17 protein-coding genes are annotated in these 19,335 nt (G+C 41.6%); 14 read left to right on the forward strand and 3 right to left on the reverse strand.

The genetic code is table 11. The features are described from left to right. Nucleotides 1–217: 217 nt before the first annotated feature. Nucleotides 218–1,138, reverse strand: coding sequence for a polyisoprenyl-teichoic acid--peptidoglycan teichoic acid transferase TagU (gene tagU, locus C6Y01_RS09500; protein ID WP_034660171.1), 921 nt, complete (start codon nt 1,136–1,138; stop codon nt 218–220). Between the two features lie 182 nt (nt 1,139–1,320). Here tagU and C6Y01_RS09505 point away from each other — a divergent pair, with 182 nt between their 5' ends. The 14 genes from C6Y01_RS09505 (at nt 1,321) to C6Y01_RS09570 (ending at nt 17,413) form a co-directional block, all read left to right on the forward strand. Then, nucleotides 1,321–1,644: a hypothetical protein gene (locus C6Y01_RS09505; protein ID WP_024423640.1), complete on the forward strand. Its 324-nt coding sequence runs from the start codon at nt 1,321–1,323 to the stop codon at nt 1,642–1,644. A gap of 24 nt (nt 1,645–1,668) precedes the next feature. Continuing rightward, nucleotides 1,669–3,777, forward strand: a complete 2,109-nt coding sequence (locus C6Y01_RS09510) for a SpoIID/LytB domain-containing protein (RefSeq protein ID WP_106038102.1) — start codon at nt 1,669–1,671, stop codon at nt 3,775–3,777. A 23-nt stretch (nt 3,778–3,800) separates the two neighbouring features. Continuing rightward, nucleotides 3,801–5,291 (forward strand): N-acetylmuramoyl-L-alanine amidase, encoded by a 1,491-nt coding sequence (locus C6Y01_RS09515; protein ID WP_106038241.1) that lies wholly within the window; start codon nt 3,801–3,803, stop codon nt 5,289–5,291. A 233-nt stretch (nt 5,292–5,524) separates the two neighbouring features. Beyond that, the gene (locus C6Y01_RS09520; protein WP_034660168.1) at nt 5,525–6,097 is read left to right on the forward strand and encodes a prolipoprotein diacylglyceryl transferase; all 573 of its coding nucleotides are present in this window, start codon (nt 5,525–5,527) and stop codon (nt 6,095–6,097) included. A gap of 199 nt (nt 6,098–6,296) precedes the next feature. After that, complete coding sequence (locus C6Y01_RS09525; protein WP_034281119.1) at nt 6,297–6,956, forward strand: sugar transferase; 660 nt, start codon at nt 6,297–6,299, stop codon at nt 6,954–6,956. Between the two features lie 18 nt (nt 6,957–6,974). Next, nucleotides 6,975–8,426, forward strand: a complete 1,452-nt coding sequence (gene tuaB / locus C6Y01_RS09530; protein WP_034660166.1) for a teichuronic acid biosynthesis protein TuaB — start codon at nt 6,975–6,977, stop codon at nt 8,424–8,426. Next, nucleotides 8,423–9,607, forward strand: coding sequence for a teichuronic acid biosynthesis protein TuaC (gene tuaC, locus C6Y01_RS09535; RefSeq protein ID WP_106038103.1), 1,185 nt, complete (start codon nt 8,423–8,425; stop codon nt 9,605–9,607). Before tuaB ends, tuaC begins: the two co-directional genes overlap by 4 nt. 79 nt (nt 9,608–9,686) lie before the next feature. After that, nucleotides 9,687–11,024, forward strand: a complete 1,338-nt coding sequence (gene tuaD / locus C6Y01_RS09540; RefSeq protein WP_034660163.1) for a UDP-glucose 6-dehydrogenase TuaD — start codon at nt 9,687–9,689, stop codon at nt 11,022–11,024. Nucleotides 11,025–11,038: 14 nt separating this feature from the next. Further along, complete coding sequence (locus tag C6Y01_RS09545) at nt 11,039–11,968, forward strand: NAD-dependent epimerase/dehydratase family protein (RefSeq protein ID WP_034660160.1); 930 nt, start codon at nt 11,039–11,041, stop codon at nt 11,966–11,968. A 39-nt stretch (nt 11,969–12,007) separates the two neighbouring features. Continuing rightward, entirely contained in the window at nt 12,008–13,465 is a 1,458-nt protein-coding gene (gene tuaE / locus C6Y01_RS09550; RefSeq protein WP_106038104.1) for a teichuronic acid biosynthesis protein TuaE, read from the forward strand. 72 nt (nt 13,466–13,537) lie between these two features. Beyond that, entirely contained in the window at nt 13,538–14,215 is a 678-nt protein-coding gene (gene tuaF, locus C6Y01_RS09555) for a teichuronic acid biosynthesis protein TuaF (protein ID WP_095285725.1), read from the forward strand. A 24-nt stretch (nt 14,216–14,239) separates the two neighbouring features. Beyond that, nucleotides 14,240–14,995 carry a teichuronic acid biosynthesis protein TuaG gene (tuaG, locus tag C6Y01_RS09560; RefSeq protein ID WP_045210160.1) on the forward strand — a complete coding sequence of 252 codons (756 nt, stop codon included), beginning with the start codon at nt 14,240–14,242 and terminating at the stop codon, nt 14,993–14,995. Nucleotides 14,996–15,020: 25 nt separating this feature from the next. Next, nucleotides 15,021–16,211, forward strand: a complete 1,191-nt coding sequence (tuaH, locus tag C6Y01_RS09565) for a teichuronic acid biosynthesis protein TuaH (protein ID WP_034660717.1) — start codon at nt 15,021–15,023, stop codon at nt 16,209–16,211. 134 nt (nt 16,212–16,345) lie between these two features. Further along, nucleotides 16,346–17,413: a glycosyltransferase family 4 protein gene (locus tag C6Y01_RS09570; protein ID WP_034660156.1), complete on the forward strand. Its 1,068-nt coding sequence runs from the start codon at nt 16,346–16,348 to the stop codon at nt 17,411–17,413. Between the two features lie 35 nt (nt 17,414–17,448). Here the strand turns inward: C6Y01_RS09570 and C6Y01_RS09575 are convergent, their stop codons facing one another. Both C6Y01_RS09575 and C6Y01_RS09580 read right to left on the reverse strand, forming a co-directional pair. Beyond that, on the reverse strand, nt 17,449–18,540 hold the full coding sequence (locus C6Y01_RS09575; RefSeq protein WP_034660153.1) for an LCP family protein: 1,092 nt from the start codon (nt 18,538–18,540) through the stop codon (nt 17,449–17,451). After that, nucleotides 18,525–19,193, reverse strand: a complete 669-nt coding sequence (locus C6Y01_RS09580; RefSeq protein ID WP_106038105.1) for a YigZ family protein — start codon at nt 19,191–19,193, stop codon at nt 18,525–18,527. The genes C6Y01_RS09575 and C6Y01_RS09580 overlap by 16 nt, the downstream gene beginning before the upstream one ends. Between the last annotated feature and the right edge of the window lie 142 nt (nt 19,194–19,335).

Below are 19,335 nucleotides of genomic sequence, written 5' to 3' on the forward strand. Positions count from 1 at the left end.
GAGGGGAAAACAAAACGTGAGTGAGCAAGTTCTCCTCACAGCTGCGTGCCAGAACATGAAGAAGATTGCCACACACCTAGCGAAGCTAGGCTAGGTGTGTGGGAGGCCTTTTTCATTAAATCCCATCCATCATAATTACGATGAAAATAAAAAAGATTGTAGAAAAACATGAGTTTCTCTACAATCTGAGAAGACTACAGTCATGTAGTCTTCTTTTTTACTGCTCCAAACTTTCCTTCAATTCCTTCTTCACTTTAGCCAAACTATTATCATCAAGCTGATAATAATAGATGTTATTGATGCGTGCTCCTGTTCCTTTCAGCTCGTGCTGCTCCACACGCTGTCTTGCATCACGGTAGTCATTCATCATCGTCCACATATCATCAAATGACATGTTGGTCTTCATATTGTTTTCCACGACTTTGAACATATCGCCGAACTTCGTAATAGATGAAATGTTTGCCCCTTTTGCAATGATGCCTTCAATGACTTGGCGCTGCCTTTGCTGACGTCCAAAGTCACCCTTTGGATCTTGCTTTCTCATTCTTGTGTAGGCAAGGGCTTGATCTCCATTTAGATTAATTTCTCCTGTACCAAATGAATGGCCGTCATAGCTGAAAGCAAATGTGCTGTTAACTGTAATGCCGCCAAGTGTATCGACAATATCCTTAAAGCTTTCCATATTGACTTTCACAAAGTAATCAACAGGTACATCAAGCAATTCCTCTACTGTATCTGCTGCCATTTGTGTGCCGCCGAATGCATAGGAGTGGTTGATTTTATCCATTGTGCCTTTTCCGACAATTTTTGTATACGTATCACGCGGGATACTCACCATCTCGGTCGTTTTGGTTTTTGGGTTAACGGTCATGTATATTAATGTATCCGCACGGCCTCGGTCATTTTTTCTTTCGTCAACACCCATGACTAAAATAGAAATCGGGTCTTTCTTATTTAAATCGACATCTTTGTCACGCTTATCTGACTTCTTTAAATTCTCCTGAATGCCTGCCACGGTTGATGCTGCTGTATTCCAAAGATGATATGCATATCCGCCAGTTGCTAATACGAATAAGCCAATAATCGATAAAACAATCCAAAGAACCTTTTTTTTCTTTCGTTTTCTTTCAGCTCTCATAATGTCCCTCACCTTTTCTATGATTCTTCCATGATTATAGGTTTACGAATCTTGATAAACAAGTTATTTTTTTACTCTGAACCTAGATATAGACGTTGTAACAAAAAAAAGGTTTCAAAAAACCTTAAATTTACCTTAAAATATTAAGTTATAAGACGATACAAAGACATGAGGTGAAAAAAATGAAGAAAATCGTCGTTTTACCGTTCTTAATACTACTACTTGGTATCGTGCTCACAGCATGTGGAACGGCTGAGCAGTCCTCGGGAGAAAACAAGACAAGCAGTTCAACTCCTCAGGTGCTGGAAGAAAAAGCTGAATTTATTGGAATGGCTGATGCACATACAGTCGAAGTGAAAAAAGTGAATACGACCTTAAGCTATGAATTTACGGATAATTTTAAAGATGTGTTAAATGAATTCAAACCAGGAGACACAGTAGAAATCTCTTACTTTATCAATGACAGTGGTCAAAAGGAAATTCAAAAGATTGAAAAACAGAAGTAAAAAAGATGGGCGGGATGAACAAAATTGAAGAAAACAGGCGTTACACTTATTGTTCTCATGACACTGACTCTACTAGTCGCACCCTTTCAGTCTGCCATGGCTAGCTCGACAATTTCAGTGAAATTGTCTAATTATATCGGAAATAAAAAAACGATGGATCTATCCACAGCTGGAGAATACAAGCTGTCAGGATCGAATGTGGCTGTCACGAAAAGATATGATGGCAAAAATCGATACGAAGTTGCTAATAGCATCGCGTCTGCCGGCTGGAAGAATCCATCAACTGTTGTCATTGTGAGCCGTGATGCATTTGATCACGCCATTTCTGTATCACCGTTAGCTTACAAACTAGGCGCACCCATTTTGTATACGAACATTGAAAGACTGACAAAAACAACTGAAAACCAGCTGAAGAAAATGAAGCCGGATAACATCCTGATCATCGGTAACACGAAAAGTATTTCCACAGCTGCTGAGAAATCTATTAAAAAGTATGGCAAAGTCAGACGTATTAGTGGAAAAGACAAGTTTGAAATCTCTCAAAAAATCGCTAAAGAAATGGGTAACTATAAGCAAGCTGTCGTTGTCGGCGGAAACTCATTTATGAATGGGATTGCGATTGCATCCTATGCATCGAGAAAGGGATATCCAATCCTGTTAACAAAAAAAGATTCCATTCCGTCTTACAAGCTGCCAAGTAAAGTCATCATCATCGGCAGTACGAAAAGTACGGGACAAAAAGTAGAGAATCAAATTAAAAAAACGTCACAGGTGACAAGAATCAGTGGTGCCAATCGCTATGAACTATCTGTGAATATTATTAAGAAATTAAATATCAATGCAGATAAAGTTTATTTGGCAAAAGCCTCTAGCTATATTTATGCTATGCCGCTGTCTCAATTGGCTGCAAAGTCTAACAGTACCGTTGTGTATGTGAAACCAGATTCTGTCACAGCGTCACTAAAAGCACTGCTGAAACAAAAGGGTACATATGCTTATCACCTTGCTGGTAGCACAAGTGCGATTAAAGATAGCTTGAAAAACTCATTAGCTAAACAAGTCTATCTGAAAAAAAATCAAAACTACCAATTGGATATTTCTAACGGAAAAATTTCATTAAAAGGCATAAAGACGTATAACACATTAAGAGTTGTTCCTGAGAAATATTCAACGAAAAATGTCCTTCAAATTGCAGGGAAGCCGTACTTAGGCAGCGTCAACTTTGCAATTGAATCAGGTTATATCAGGCCGACTCTCGAAAATATTCCATTTGAAGACTATCTAAAAGGCGTAGTACCAAATGAAATGCCTGCAAGCTGGCATGTTGAAGCGCTAAAAGCACAGGCAGTTGCCGCTAGAACGTATTCAGTGAAAAGTATTGGAAAAGTCGTACCTGATACAACTGCCTTCCAAGTATATGGAGGATATAACTGGTACACGAATTCGACAAAAGCTGTCGATGCCACAAAAGGGAAGGTACTGAAATACAACAATCAGCTCATTTCAGCAACCTATTATTCTAGTAATGGCGGTTATACAGAGGCAAGTGAAGAAGTGTGGGCAAATGCACTGCCGTACTTAGTGGCCAAAAAGGATACAAAAGATCCGGTCAATGCATGGACGCTAAAACTCTCTAAAAAACAACTAGGCACAACATTGACTGCTAGCACAGCAGCATCTCAGTGGTCTAAGACAAAAGAGACAAATGCAGCGGACCTTGCTGGTCTCAAATCATGGCTGCTCAAAAACAAAGAAACAGCTGCATCTGATATGAAGATTGCATCCATCTCAAGCCTGACATTCTCAGGAAAAACAAAAGGCCAGCGTGCGAAGACGGTATCGATCAAGCTGACATATCATCTGAAAAATAAAACAGGCACGTATGCAGTAAACAAAAGCACAACGGCAAGTATGAAGATGACCGAGTTTAGATCCGTCATGGGCGCAACAAAGGTGAAAAGCACATTTGCGTCTGTCAAAAACAATACAAATGACTTTACGATTTCAGGAAAAGGATATGGTCACGGCATTGGTATGAGCCAATACGGAGCCAAAGCTAGAGCAGAATCTGGAAACTCATATTCTTCCATACTTTCGTTCTACTATCCAGGTACAAAACTAACAAACTATTAAAGGGTTAAAGGAGGACATAGATGATGCGCTCAATCATGAAAACAGCCATCCTCAGCCTTATCGCCATTTTCGTTATTGTTCCGACAGCTTCAGCAGATAATTCCGTCTCACGAATTGATGGCGGGAGCAGATATGCTGTAGCAGCAAACGTAGCGAAAAAGGGATGGGGAACTGCAAGTACAGTCGTTTTAGTAGGGAAAACTGCGTATGCAGATGCAACAGCAGGGATTCCACTTGCACACCAAAAAAATGGACCAGTTCTTTATACAAACAGTAAGAGTCTTTCGGGTGATACGAAAAAAGCCCTAAAGGCTTTAAAAACAAAGACAGTTATCGTTTTAGGCAGTACATCAAGTGTGTCAAACAACGTAGTCAACGAAGTGAAGAAAATGGGCATCTCTACACAACGTATTTCAGGGAAAAATCGATATGAGCTATCTGCAAATATCGCGAAAAAAATGAAAAAGCCAGCAGGCGTCGTTGTCGTTGAAGGTTCCTTCTATGCTCATGGGATTGCAATTGCACCGGTAGCAGCACAAAAAGGATTCCCGATTCTCTACACAGATAAAAAGGGACTTCGTTCTGAAATCGCTTCTGTTGCAAAAGCAAGCAATGTCAAACAAACCATTGTAGTCGGCGGAGAAAATTACGTCACAAAAGCAGCTTATAATCAATTGAAATCTCCAACACGAATCAAAGGCTCCACTCGTTATGACGTTGCCGCTAATATTGTGAAAAAGTATAATATGAGCACGTATAATACCTATGTAGGAAGAGGATTTGGCTATGCCACTTCATCTTCTGCTGCAGGGATCGCAGCGAAGCAAAACAAAGCATTGCTTCTAACGAATGAAAAGACATTACCAAAAGTAACAAGAGCAACAATCAGCAGTAAAAAAATCACCAAATTTACTGTCGTAGGCAGTACAAATACGGTGACACCAACTGTTGTGAATCAATTAAAAAATCCTGCCGTCGGGAAAAAAGTATTCATTGATCCAGGTCATGGTGCACATGATTCAGGAGCTGTAGGCTACGGTTTATATGAAAAGAACTTGAATTTAGATGTAGCAAAACGTTTAAATACGAAATTAAACAACGCTGGTGCACTTGTTACCATGTCAAGAACATCAGACACATTTGACAGTCTTCAAACACGAGTGAGCAAAGGTGCGAATGCGAAAGCAGATATCTTCATTAGTGTCCATGCCAACTCAAATGATAACAGCAGTGCAAACGGAACAGAAACGTATTATGACAAAACCTATGCGTCTGCAAACAGCTTGAAGCTTGCGCAAAACATTCAGCCTAAAATGGTCAGTGCACTTGGTACAAGAGACCGTGGTGTGAAAACAGCTGGATTCTACGTGATTAAATATTCTAAAATGCCGAGTGTTCTTTTAGAAACTGGTTTTGTGTCCAGTCCAGTTGATTCAAACATCTTGAAATCTGCTACGTATAAAGATCGTTTAGCGTCAGGCATTTCAAGCGGTGTGTCAGGTTACTTTAGATAAGAAAATACAAACATGAGGGGTGCCTCAGATACTCCTCTTAGGCTGCTCGAGAACGTCTCTCGGCAGCCTTTTTTCAAAAGTCTATGAAGTGATCGGGTAATCAATAATGTGTCAAGTTAAAAATACATTTCATTTTTGGTTATCTTTGTTATAATTGAAACATAGAAGGTGAATGGTTTACGCATGAATCTTCAAGCGACAGCAAATCGACAAATCATGAAGAGGTGACGATCTTGAAAAAATTAATCACAATGCCGTTTCTAGTATTGCTTCTAGGTGTAGTACTTACAGCATGCGGCACAACAAATCAATCAAGCGACAACAATAAGGATGACAGCAAAAAGGAAACAACCGAAGCGGCTGATCAAAAGAAAGAAAATGCTTCAGAGGAAAAAACAGAAGATCAGTCATCTAATGAAAAAGCAGATGATCAAAGCAAAGAAACAGCTGCTCAAAAAGAAGAGCAAGCTGGTCAATCTGATGAAGCGGCAAAAGACAGCTCAAGTAAAGAAATCACAAAAGAAGAACCTGCTAAGGATCAATCAAAAGCTGATTCTAAAACAAAGAAAGAATCAACAACAAATAAGAAAAATGAAGTCACCAAAGAAGGCACATATGTCGGTTTGGCTGATGGACATACCATTGCTGTGAACATTGATGGCAAAGAAGTAGCTATTCAGTTCGGAAATGCGTTTTCTAAACAAGTGAACAGCTTAAAAGAAGAATCAAAAGTGAAAGTAACCTATACAAAAGATGCAAACGGAACCCTTCGATTAAAAACCATCGAATCCGTCAAAGCAAAATAAAGAAAAGACCCAAAGACCCGCAGAATTGCGGGTCTTTTTTACGTTGAAAAGGGCATAACTTTATATAAGTGCACATTCTTAACACAGTTTTACAAGACTTAACAGCGCATTTACATTTGCTTAATGTTGCTCTGATAAACTGACTTTCATAGAACATCTCTTTACACAACAACTACTTTAGATGGTGAGGTGCAGGTCAGTGAGTGCAGAGAAAGCGATGAATCTTTATAGAGAATATGAAGTGAGACGAAACCACTCTTTTGCCTTAACAGAACATATGGTTCGTTATTTATTTGCAAAACGTTTCATAGATTTAATGTTCTCGTTCATCGGATTGATGTTGAGTACGCCGATCATTTTGCTGTTTGCTCTCTTGATTAAGCTGGAAACACCGGGACCAGCCTTTTATATGCAGGAGAGGGTAGGGAAAGACGGTGTTTACTTTAAATTATGGAAGCTCAGATCGATGAGAACCGACGCTGAAAGCGGAGGAGCGAAATGGGCACAAAAAAATGACCCGCGTATCACCAAAGTGGGAGCCTTCATTCGTAAAACAAGAATCGATGAACTCCCGCAATTTATCAACGTGTTAAAAGGAGAAATGAGTATCGTAGGTCCGCGGCCGGAAAGACCGATGTTTACCGCAGAATTTAATCGGACGATTCCAGGTTTTACGAAAAGATTAGCAGTAAAGCCGGGACTGACAGGTCTTGCTCAAGTAAATGGAGGATATGAAATGAGTCCGAGTGAAAAATTAACACACGACTTACAGTATATTCAAAACTTGACATTTTCTCTCGACACGAAGATTATGGTAAAAACGTTAAAAGTCATCATGACGGGTGACGGAGCCAGATAAGTAAAGTAGGGAAGAGAAATGGCAAGTATGAAAAAACGCATACTAGGCGGGGCAAAATGGACAAGCTTGTCCGCATTCATCATTACGATTATCCAAATCGCACAGTTCGCTTTTTTAGGGAACGTGATGTCACTGAAGGAGTTTGGACTCGTTGGCATGATCACAACTGTCACAATATTTACGCAGATTTTACTTGATCTAGGGATTGGGGCAGCGATCATCCAAAAGGAACAAACAACAGAACGTCAATTATCTACATTATATTGGATCAATTTGCTCACTGGAATTGTCTTATTCTGTTTACTCATTCTAGTAAGCCCAATGATTGCCGCCTTTTATAACCGGCCAGAGCTGGAGGGTTTGCTCAAACTATTATCCATCATGTTTCTGATTGCACCAATTGGCCAGCAATACCAATACATGATGCAAAAGGACTTAGCCTTTAAAACATTAAGTACCATTGAAGCCATTGCAACCATGATATCGCTGTTTGTTTTACTCGTTCTGGCCTTTTTCATCAATCCGATTGTGGCCTATGTCATTTCTCAAGTGCTGCTGCAATCAGGAAAAGGGCTTATGTATGCCGCAGCTTATTGGAAGAAGTGGCGCCCAGCACCTGTTTTTGCATTAGGGGAAGTGAAAGAATTTTTCTCATTTGGTGCATTCCAGCTCGCATCCAGACTGGTCAATCGAGCAGGATCGAACATAGACATGATTTTAATCGGCCGGTTTCTTGGAGCGGAAGCATTAGGTATTTACAGCTTGGCGTATCAAATTGTAACGATCCCGGTGCTGAAGATTAACCCAATCGTGACGAGAGTGGCTTTCCCTGTTTTCGCAAAAAGTCAGCGTGATCACTCCATGCTGCGAGAGGGCTTCCTCAGTATGACGAATATGCTCGCATTGATTAGTTTTCCATTATTAATCGGTCTTGCTGCCGTATCAGATAGCTTTATAGAAGTAGTGTTTGGAGAGAAATGGCTCGTAGCCGTTCCGGTTCTTAACATTTTGTGCATTGTCGGCCTTCTGCGTGTGCTGATGAATCCAAACGGTTCAATACTTCTTGCCAAAGGGAGAGCGGACTTAGCCTTTTATTGGGATACGGGGATGCTCATCGTGTATGGATGCGCCTTATATGCAGGTGTCAGCACAGGCAGTCTGCTCACAGTAGCTTGGGTTTACTCAGGTGTCAGTCTGCTCAACTTTATTGTCGGCAGGTGGCTCATGGCGTATGTCATTCAGCTTGATATGAAGGTGTATTTAAAATCACTTGGAAAGCCTGCTGTCATGACGCTGTTGATGGCCGCCTGTGCGGTTTTCTTGCATCAAGGCATGAAGCTGACGTCAGCGGATATTTTACTTCAATTAGGATTGACGATTTGTGTCAGTGCTGCACTGTATGGCTTGCTGTTCATCAAAATGTATCCGCAGGTGGCAGGTAAATTATTGAGAAGAGGTCGTTCGTCATGAAGGTGCTATGGCTGACAAGTGTATATCCTAGTGAAAAACATCCAAGTGAAGGCGTATTCCATGAAACGCAAGTGCAGGAGCTGCTCAAACAAGGAATACAAGTGACTGTCATTTGTCCCAATCCAGTAAATTTACCGGTTTTGCGGATGCTGAAGGCGGCCTATCGGCAGAAAAAAGATATGCCCGAACAGGAAGTAAGAAAAGGAGTGACAGTATACAGGCCGCCCTATACAGCGATCCCTGGACAGCTGAAATGGGCACAGCCGAGTAAACGAATAGCGGCTTCTGTTCTAGGCGCCATGCAGCGTTATCAGCTGTCACCAGATTTTATCCATGCGCACTTTGCGATGCCGTCTGGCGGAGCGGCGGCTGTGATTCAGAAAGAAACGCAAATTCCTTATCTTTTGACCTTACATGGCAGTGATGTGAACGTGTATCCAGGCTATAGCAAAGGGGCACATGCAGCCTTTGAAACGGCGGTGAAACAGGCATCTGCTGTTCTGACGGTGAGCGAGGAGCTTGCTAAAAAGACAAATGACATGACAAAGGTGGAAGCGCAATGTCTCCCGCTCGGTATTCCGCTTCAGTCATTTTCTAAAACGGAAGAAGATCAACAAGGCATCAGGAAAAAGTTAGGCTTACCCCTTCACGACAAGCTCGTTGTCTTCGTCGGGCGATTAGTCAAAGAGAAGGGCTTACTTGAATTAGCTGATGCTGTCAGCGGCATGGATGGTGTGAAAGCAGTCTTTGTTGGAAAAGGCCCCCTTGCAAAGGGGGTGGAAGAACGGGCTGGAGCATCCATTGTACTCCCAGGACAGGTGCCGAATGAGCAGGTGAAAGACTACTTAATGGCAGCTGATCTGTTTGCACTTCCTTCCTATAGTGAAGGAATGCCTACCGTCGTCCTAGAGGCGCTTGCTTTAAAAGTACCTGTCATTGCGACACGAGTCGGTGGTCTTCCATCTTTATTTTCTAGCTATCAACACCTGCTCGTTGATCCGCGTTCGACGAATCAGTTAAAAGAGGCCATTCACGCCTATCTTTATGAAAACAGATGGAATGAACAAGTGAAGAACGATCTTCATCAAATCGTTCATACAGAATATTCATCAGCAAATAATGCGAAGCATCTCATACAGCAATATGAAAAGGTGCTTAATCAATCAATATCCATCGTTTAAACAAGATGAAATGTGCAAAGAATGATAGATAGATAAACAGCTTGGAACGGACAATATGCTTTTACTGAGAGGATGAAAAATGTTGAAGAAAATTGCTGTGATTGGAACAGGGTATGTCGGGTTAGTATCGGGTACTTGTTTTGCTGATATCGGAAATCGTGTCATCTGCTGTGACATCGATGAATCAAAAATCAACAGCTTAAAAAGTGGTGTCGTTCCCATTTATGAACCGGGTTTAAAGGAATTGATTGAAAAGAATACGGAGGAAGGAAGACTGTTTTTTACAACCAATATTCCTGCCGCTATCAGGGAATCAGAGATTATCTATATTGCTGTAGGGACACCGATGACAGCACAGGGGGAAGCAGATTTAACGTTCGTGAAAGCCGTCGCTCAAACAATTGGTGAACATCTAAATGGCTATAAAATCATCGTCAATAAAAGCACAGTGCCCGTTGGAACAGGCCGGCTCGTTCAAGCCATTGTCGAAAAAGCATCCCGCAGTAAATATCCTTTTGATGTCGTATCCAATCCAGAGTTCCTCAGAGAAGGCTCTGCAATCCAAGACACGATGAATATGGAGCGGGCAGTAATAGGCTCGACAAGCACCCATGCGTCAACCATCATCAAAAGATTGCATGATCCGTTTCAAACAGAGGTTGTGGAGACCAACTTAGAAAGTGCTGAAATGATTAAGTATGCTGCAAATGCCATGCTTGCCACAAAAATCTCATTCATCAATGACATTGCAAATATTTGCGAGCGGGTGGGCGCTGATGTTGAAAAAGTCAGCGAAGGAGTTGGATTAGACAGCCGCATCGGGCATAAATTTTTAAAAGCGGGCATTGGATTTGGGGGTTCTTGTTTCCCGAAAGACACGATGGCTCTTCTCAAAATTGCCGAAACAGCCGGCTACCGGTTCAAGCTGATCGAGTCCGTGATTGAAACGAACAATCACCAAAGAGCTCACCTTGTCAGCAAACTGATGAGTGTATTCGGTGATATTAGAGGAAAAACCATCTCTGTCTTAGGTCTCGCATTCAAGCCGAATACAAATGATATGCGTTCTGCGCCTGCATTAGACATTATCCCCATGCTGAGAGAGCTGGGTGCTTTTGTGAAGGCCTATGATCCGATTGCTTATGTAGAAGCAGAACGAGAGCTTGGCCCGCAGGCTGTCTTCAGTAATGACCTGTATGAAACAGTAAAAGATACGGATGCTTGTCTCATCCTAACAGAATGGGATGACGTACAGAAGATGGATAAAGATCAGATCAAGCAGCTGCTTCGTTCACCGATTGTAATTGATGGAAGGAATTTGTTTGATCCAGCAGAAATGAAAGAGAGAGGATTTATTTACCAGTCTATCGGCCGCCCAGGCGTATGGGAAGCAGAATTGGTATCAAAGGCACAATAACAGGGGGAGCTTGGATGAAGAAAGTATTGGTTACTGGGGGAAGCGGATTTATTGGATCACACACGGTAGAGGCTTTACTAGAAAAAGGCTACGAGCCCATCGTTCTTGATAACTTTTCAACTGGATCTCGGGAAAATATTGCCCATCTTTCCGTTCAATGCATTGAGGCAGATGTCACAAAATCAGAAACGGTTGATTTGATCAAACAAATGAGACCGGATTATATCATTCACCTTGCAGCACAGGTGAGTGTAGCCGTTTCCGTTCAGAATTTCGTTTATGACGAAGAAGTGAATATTAAAGGATCTCTGCATGTAATCAAAGCGGCTTCAGAGGCTGGTGTCAAGAAAGTGGTATTTGCCTCATCAGCAGCTGTCTATGGAGATCCAGTGTATCTGCCAGTAGACACCGCTCACCGGCTAAAGCCTGGTTCGCCTTATGGGTTATCGAAACTCACAGTAGAGCGATACTTAGAAATGGCAAAATCACTGTATGATGTGGACTATTGTATTCTTCGGTACAGCAATGTTTATGGTCCGCGACAAGACGCACTTGGCGAAGGCGGAGTTGTCTCTATTTTCTCTGATAAGTTTGCAAAAGATGAGGCTCCTTTCATTTTCGGAGACGGGGAACAAACAAGAGATTTCATTTATGTAGGTGATCTAGCAGCAGCGAATGTTGCGGCTTTAACAGCTCAATCAAACGTTTGTTTAAATATTTCATGTGGTGATTCGATCACTGTGAATGAGCTGTTTCAAACGATGAAGCGGGTGACGAGATCGCATCTTGAACCAATTTACAAGCCGCAGCGTGCAGGAGATATTGTGCATAGTACATTGGCAAATGAGGAAACGAAACAAGTCTTAGCATGGGAGCCTGTTGTGAGTTTACAGGAAGGTTTGGCTCGTACCATTTCCTACTATGAACAGGAAGTCAAGGCTTAATCCCTCAAATCGGATGGGTTGCTTAGGAGGAAAATGGGTATGAGTGTGAAACAAACAGCATGGCAAATCATGATTGGATGTATTTTGTTTGCAGCAGGGATCGGGCTTGTACAAATGGCAACCGCCCAGCCCGTCGGGTTAAAGAAGATGGTGGCTGTTCCGGTTATACTTTTGATCCTGTCGGCTGCTCTCGTGTTGATGAAGCTATACATGAATGGTGAGCAAATCTTCATGTCAGCCATCTATCTTTTGATTGCATTGACTTTTCTCAACAACGCTTTCTTTTCTATTAGTGCTGGATTCTTTAGTCTTTTTCTCTACCGTATTATGCTTATCGCCGTCTTTGCTTTATTCATATGGCGGATGAGAGATAAGGGGACGTACATATCGCAGTGGCAGCAGATTCGTGTCAAAGGAATTCTTGGTTTTTTCGCTGCGTGGTTTCTTTACGGGCTCATCTCACTGCTTTGGGCTCATTCGGTCACAGACGGCCTGAAATATATGTCCCTGCTTGCAATGGGGATGGGGTTTGTCTTTCTTGTCGTCATGTTCATTCAGCGAATGGATCAAGTGGTGACCTTTTATAGCATTTGGCTGGTCATGACTGTGTTTGTGATGGGGATTGGGTTCTATAATCACTTTACATTGAACCATTTACCGAATACCTCATTGTATCTAGGACCAGCGTATAAACAGCACTATCCTACATCTGTCTTTTTTAATCAAAATGACTTTGCGACGTTTTTATCGATTAGTTTCTTTTTATATCTAGCGTGCATGCGTCAAATGAAAAACGGTTTTATCAAAGCGTTTGGATTATTAGGGGCAATCGCCGCACTGTATCTCATATTGTTAACCGAATCCCGAGCCAGTCTGCTTGGCATATTTGCAGGAGTGGCGCTCTATGTGTGGCTGCTGCTGCCGCGATTTCTCAAAAAGTGGTCAATCATTGCAGCAGGCGGACTTGTTGTTATCTGTATCGCTGTCTTTTCAGCCAAGATTTATTCGGTCTTTTATGACTTGTTTCTCGCTTCTCAGGTCGCGCATTCTTTTAGTGAACCACTCCCGTCTAACATCGCGAGAGCGAATTTGATCAAAAATGCTTGGCACTTCTTTACGAATTCGTACGGATTCGGGGTTGGAGCGGGGAATGTGTCTTACTACTTAGCTCACTTTTCGATCTTTGATACAGACCAGGTCGTAGAAGTGCACAATTGGCTGCTGGAATTGATGACGAACTTTGGGTTAGCGGTCATGCTGGGCTATATCTCAGTATACGCCTATCTCATGTTCACACTGTACAAACAATACCAATGGGCTGACACAAGATCGGCAAAAATGATCATTGAAGGGTTGTTTGCAGCCATGCTGAGCTTTCTCGTTTCAAGTATCAGTCCTAGCTCCGTCTCGAATTTATATTTCCACTGGGTATTTTTAGGACTGGTGATCGCAGCGGTGAATATGTTGAAAAACAAACAACGACTCAAGCTGTGGTAAACCGTGTGTGATGCTACGTGTGTATGGCTACACTAGTGAAAGAGCAAATACGTCAATGTTGGGAGAATGAACATGTCTGGTTTCATATCTAGGATAGGGAAGCGAATCAAAAAGTACATCGTATGGCTCATCCTGCTGCCTGTCATATTAGGCGCCTTTGGTTTCTTTTTTGCTAAAGGAACTACGCAGCAGTCCAGTTACACAGCTGCTGTTACCCTCACTCTTGGTAAATATGATGATGGGGTGTATAACAATATGGCAGAAGTGACATCTCTATTAAAAAGCGATGCATTTCTAAACGAAGCACTCAGTGATGTCAAAGAAGAAGAAAGGCAGGATGTGAAAACCCGTCTCATCCTTACCAATCAATCAGATACACAATTACAGCTGTCTTTCACAGATGCCGATAAGGATCGCGCTTTGGCTGTCGTGAAGCAGGTGTCGGAGACATTTCTTAAGCAAGACAAAGCATTATTTACAAAAAGGCAGCAGGTGATTGAAAGTAGATTAGCTGCTCTTGAAGACGAATCTGTCAGCAATGATTCCAAAGTCGATAAAGAACGATTCTTATATGAATTGGAGTCGACAAAGCTTGGAATGAAGCAGGCAAAGATTGTCGATCCTGCACAAGTACTTGATGAGGGCAATAAAGGCATGTCAGCCAAAAAACGTGCACTGCTTGGGCTTGTCATTGGCTTTAGCATCTCGCTCATGTTTGTGGTCTTACCCGAAGTGTTCAAAGAATCTTAATGATGAACTGGAGATGAGTCTTAGGTGAACAATCAACCGTTAGTATCCATCATTACACCGGCGTATAATGCGGAACGTTATTTAACGGATACAGTTCATTCCGTCCTTGCCCAAACCTATTCCAATTGGGAGCTGATCATTGCAGATGATTGTTCTACAGATGGAACGAGAAAGCTATTAGGGGATTTAAGTCAAGCGGACGACAGAATCAACGTCATTTATTTAGAGGAAAATGGGGGAGCCGCCATTGCTAGAAACGCAGCCATCAACCAGGCAAAAGGGCGCTTTATTGCTTTTTTAGACAGCGATGATAAGTGGAAAGAGACGAAGCTTGAAAAACAGGTAGACTTCATGCTGACAAATGATTATGCCTTTACATTTACGGCATATGACATCATTGCAGAAAATGGAGAACCGTTAGAAAAAACCGTCACTGCGCCAGCGAAATTAGATTATAATGAAGCCTTGAAAAATACCATTATCGGCTGTTTAACGGTCATGCTTGATCTTAAAAAGGTAGGACATGTGGAAATGCCGAACATTCGCACAAGGCAGGATTTAGCTACATGGCTGTCTATATTAAAAAGAGGATTTACAGCCTATGGTATGAGTGAACCGCTCAGTGAATATCGCATCGTTGGGAACTCCATCTCTAGTAACAAGTGGAAAGCAGCGAAAAAAACGTGGTTTGTCTACAGAGAAATTGAGCAGCTTCATTTTGTCAAAGCGTCCTGGTGTTTTATGCACTATGCGACAAATGCTGTGAAGAAGCGCTTATAAACAGAAGGGAAAAAAGGTGATAAAGGTGAAAGCAGACTCGATCATACATGTTGTCGTAGCGACGGGAGAATGGGGACAGGACGGACTGAGGTACAGACGGCATCGGCTGGCCGAATTTCTAGCATCTGATCCAGAAACAAAAGAGGTCATCTGGGTATGCCCGTCATCATCTCGTCATACAGCTCCCTTTCAGCCCATAACAGATCGAATGAAGCAATTGACCATTCCTGATGTGCTCAAGAGTAAATTATTTCGCTTTGGCCGATATCAAGACATGTTCTATATTCATAAATTGTCCCCTCTTCTTGAACATTTGCGGCAGGAGGAAAAGAAGGGGATTGCTGTTTGTTTATGGTATACGTTTCCGGGCTTTCCGCTCTTATCTTCCTTATTTGAATGGAAACACATTGTCTATGATTGCAGTGACCTGTGGGGAGAGCCGATAAGCGGCAAACACAACATTCTTTCTTATATGAGGCAGCGTGTCATTGTCAAAGCAGAAAATCGAATCATTAAATACGCACACAGCATTACATGCTCTTCTCAATATTTACACGATCAAATCAAAAAACGTCTTATGGGAGAACCGAAAGATGTGTTTACTGTGGAAAATGGCGTCGAGTACGATGTATTTGCGAAAAGCAATCTTCCGTGTAAAGAAGATGTGCTGGAAGGAAGAGAAGGAACCGTGCTTGGTTTTATCGGAGGAATCAAGCCAAAGCTCGATTTTGACATGATGGCTGAAGCTGCTCGCATGCGGCCTGATTGGACATTTTTATTTGTCGGTCCGGATGGAACGAATGGAGATCCATCTTTTCAGCATGCACTCAAACGGCCAAATGTGATTTGGACAGGAGCTGTTGCACCAGAAGAAGTACCTGCTTATATGAAGCTGATTGATGTAGGCATGATGCCATACAAACAATCCCCTTACAATCAAGCGGTGTTCCCTCTCAAGCTCTATGAATTTTTAGCAGCTGGAATACCGGTTGTCGGTTTAAATCTCCCATCAACGGAAAGGCTAAAAGAGAAGGATGTGTATGAATATTTAGAGGGCGATGATCCTGCGCTCTTCGTAGAAGCCTGCCTGAAAGTGATCAGCAAAAAAGACGACACGACCTATAGACATCTAAGACAAAGCCGTGCGAAGAAAAAAGATTGGCACGCGCTGTTCACAAACATGGTGGAACTAACGAATATTAAAGAAAACGCATAATTCATTCGGGATTGTGCGTTTTTATTTGTTTCTTCTTCACCGGGGGAGCTTGTGATCATCCTCTATTCAATTGTATAATGGAAAGAGCGGCCAATATACAAAATACAGATTTCAATTTAGAAGGAGACTGACCTATGGATTACGAACGCGCCTTATTAGCGTTTTTTGTCTCTCTGGCTACAGTTTTAATTGTGACACCAATCGTCAAAAAGTTTGCAATTAAGATTGGTGCAGTGGACCAGCCGAATAAACGAAAAGTTCATGATAAAGTAATGCCTCGAATGGGTGGTTTGGCAATTTTTATTGGGGTAGCGGCTGGAGCATTAGCAGGCGGGCTGTTTCTACATAATAAAATTACAGCAATTTCAGTTGGTGCCGTACTCATCGTCATTTTAGGTATATTTGATGATAAATATAATTTAAGTGCAAAATTTAAATTTCTCGTACAAGTTCTTGTTGCTTGTTTGATTGTGAGCACGGGCTTAAAAATGGACTTTTTCTCTGTTCCTTTTTTAACAGATCGAATTGAGTTAGGCTGGATGGCATATCCCCTCACCGTGCTATGGATTGTCGGCATCACAAATGCCATAAATTTAATTGACGGCCTTGATGGACTAGCTGCCGGTATTTCTGTCATCGGTTTATCAACGATTGCAGTGATGGCATTTTCTGCTGATAAGATTCTGATTCTTTCTTTATCTCTTGTCGTCATTGGCAGTACGATCGGCTTTCTCTTTTACAACTTTCATCCGGCGAAGATTTTTATGGGGGATACCGGTTCGCTATTTTTAGGGTATATGATCTCGGTGCTGTCACTTTTAGGGTTATACAAAAGTGTCACTTTGTTTAGTGTTGTTGTTCCTGTGATCATTCTAGGTGTTCCTATATTTGATACGACCTTTGCAATCATTAGACGCATATTAAACAAACAGCCGATTTCAGCGCCAGACAAATCTCATATTCATCATAGACTAATGGCCTTTGGCTTGTCCCATCGCATGGCGGTCATCGTCATTTACATGATTGGCTTAGTCTTTAGCTTAAGTGCGATTTTGCTGACAAGCGCGACCATTTGGTTATCGCTCATCATTATCTTTTTACTGGTAATGTTTATGCAAGTGATTGCGGAAGTCACGGGTTTGGTCAACGAAGAGTTCAAACCATTTACGAAATTCTATAAACGAATGGTCAAAAGACAATAAAAAACAGCCCGTTCCTAGGAACTGGGCTGTTTTTATTATTGTCCTGGTGTGCTGGTCGAAGGATTAGCTGTATCACTTGACCCTGTTTCACCAGAGGGTGGATTGGTTTGTGAATCTGTTTCAGTCGAAGATTCAGCAGGAAGCTTTAAATGCGTCCGTAATTCATTTTGTACGTTAGCTAGATTGGTTTGATCTGGCTCAAAGTAATACGTTCGATTTGGTCCTAAATAAAGATCTGACCCTTTAATAGAAAGTGTTTCTGTGTCGTTTCCTTTAAATCCGCTGTAGATTTGCTGAAGTGCAAGACCTTCTGTGATACGGAAGTTGGTCGTAATGTGATCACTTACTTCTTTAGCGATATTATCGACGTTCGCAATGTTATTTGCCTTCGACATTTGATCAATCATTGCGCGTAAAATTTGTTTCTGACGATCATTACGTCCGAAATCACCGCGTGGATCTTGTTTTCTCATTCGAGCGTAAGCAAGTGCTTCTTCCCCGTTTAAATGCATATTGCCTTTTTTGAAGTAAATCTTTTTCGATTTTTTCACATCACTTTTTTCATTGAAGTCAAATGGAACATCGATATCAATTCCGCCGACTTCATCAATGACATCCTTGAATCCGTCAAAATCAACGGTTGCATATTTATCAATCGGAATATGCAAGAATTGTTCGACAGTTTCAATCGTCTCGTCTTTTCCACCTTTAGCAAATGCTGCATTGATCTTTTCTTTATTTCCTGTCGTGTCACTTGCAAGCTGTACGCGTGTGTCACGAGGGATACTAACCATTTTCATCGTTTTGTCTTGAGGGTTAATCGTTGCGACAATGAGTGAATCTGAACGGCCATGATCACCATCTGTGGCATAATCCTCAATTCCGACAAATAGTACAGAGAAAGGTTTCTTCTTAATATCAATGACCGCATCACGAAGCTTCGATTTCTCTCCTCGGTCTAGCTCATCATATGTTTTGTCAGCAGCCTGAAGTGTATTGACTATTTTATATACTGCAAATCCGCCCATGCAGATGATAAGAAGCAAAAATAAGACCAGGATACGTTTGAAAATTTTCTTCTTCTTACTCTTTTTCTTTCGTACACGCACTCTTACTCGTTGTGCCATTCATCTGTCTCCTTTATCGGACCAATGTCCTTTTCTAAATAAATCAGTTCGCCTTCTTTTGTAACACTCTTTCCATTTGTCAGCTCAGTCATCCATTCAATGAACTGCTCTGTTTGTGTTTCTTCTACATACGTCTCAAAAATAACATCTTCTGCATAATGAATTTCTTTTAGCTGAAAAGATGAGGCTCTAAGCTCATTCTCTACCTTTCCAAGCCATGTATAATCTATTGTTGTGTGCATCGTACGCATTAAACAGCGTTCTACCATACCAACATGGTTGATGGCTTCTGATACAGATTTTCCGTAGGCACGAATCAATCCACCGGCGCCTAGCTTAATACCGCCGAAATAACGAGTGACCACTACGACTGTATCTTTCAGCTTCCGTTTTTTTAACACTTCAAGCATTGGCACACCTGCTGTACCGCTTGGTTCACCATCATCATTCGCTTTTTGAATCAGGTCATGTTCTCCAATGAGATAGGCAGAACAATTATGTGTGGCATTCCAATGTTGTTTTTTAATGGATTGTATAAATGCTTGTGTTTCTTCTTCTGAGACAGCACGCTGTATATGACAAATAAAACGTGATTTTTCAATGACGATCTCATGCTCGCCACGACTTTTTACTGTAAGATAGCGATTCAGCAAAAGACTTACCCTCCTGACAAGCAAATTGTAAGACTAGAGAAAATTTGCATTGGTTTTAGAATTTTACAGCGTATTTTGTTATGATGATAGGGGCGGAAAAAGGGTCGTCATAAAAACTTCATGATTTATACGCATTCTTTCA

This window comes from Bacillus sp. NMCC46, from assembly GCF_002998465.1.
GTDB lineage: Bacteria > Bacillota > Bacilli > Bacillales > Bacillaceae > Bacillus.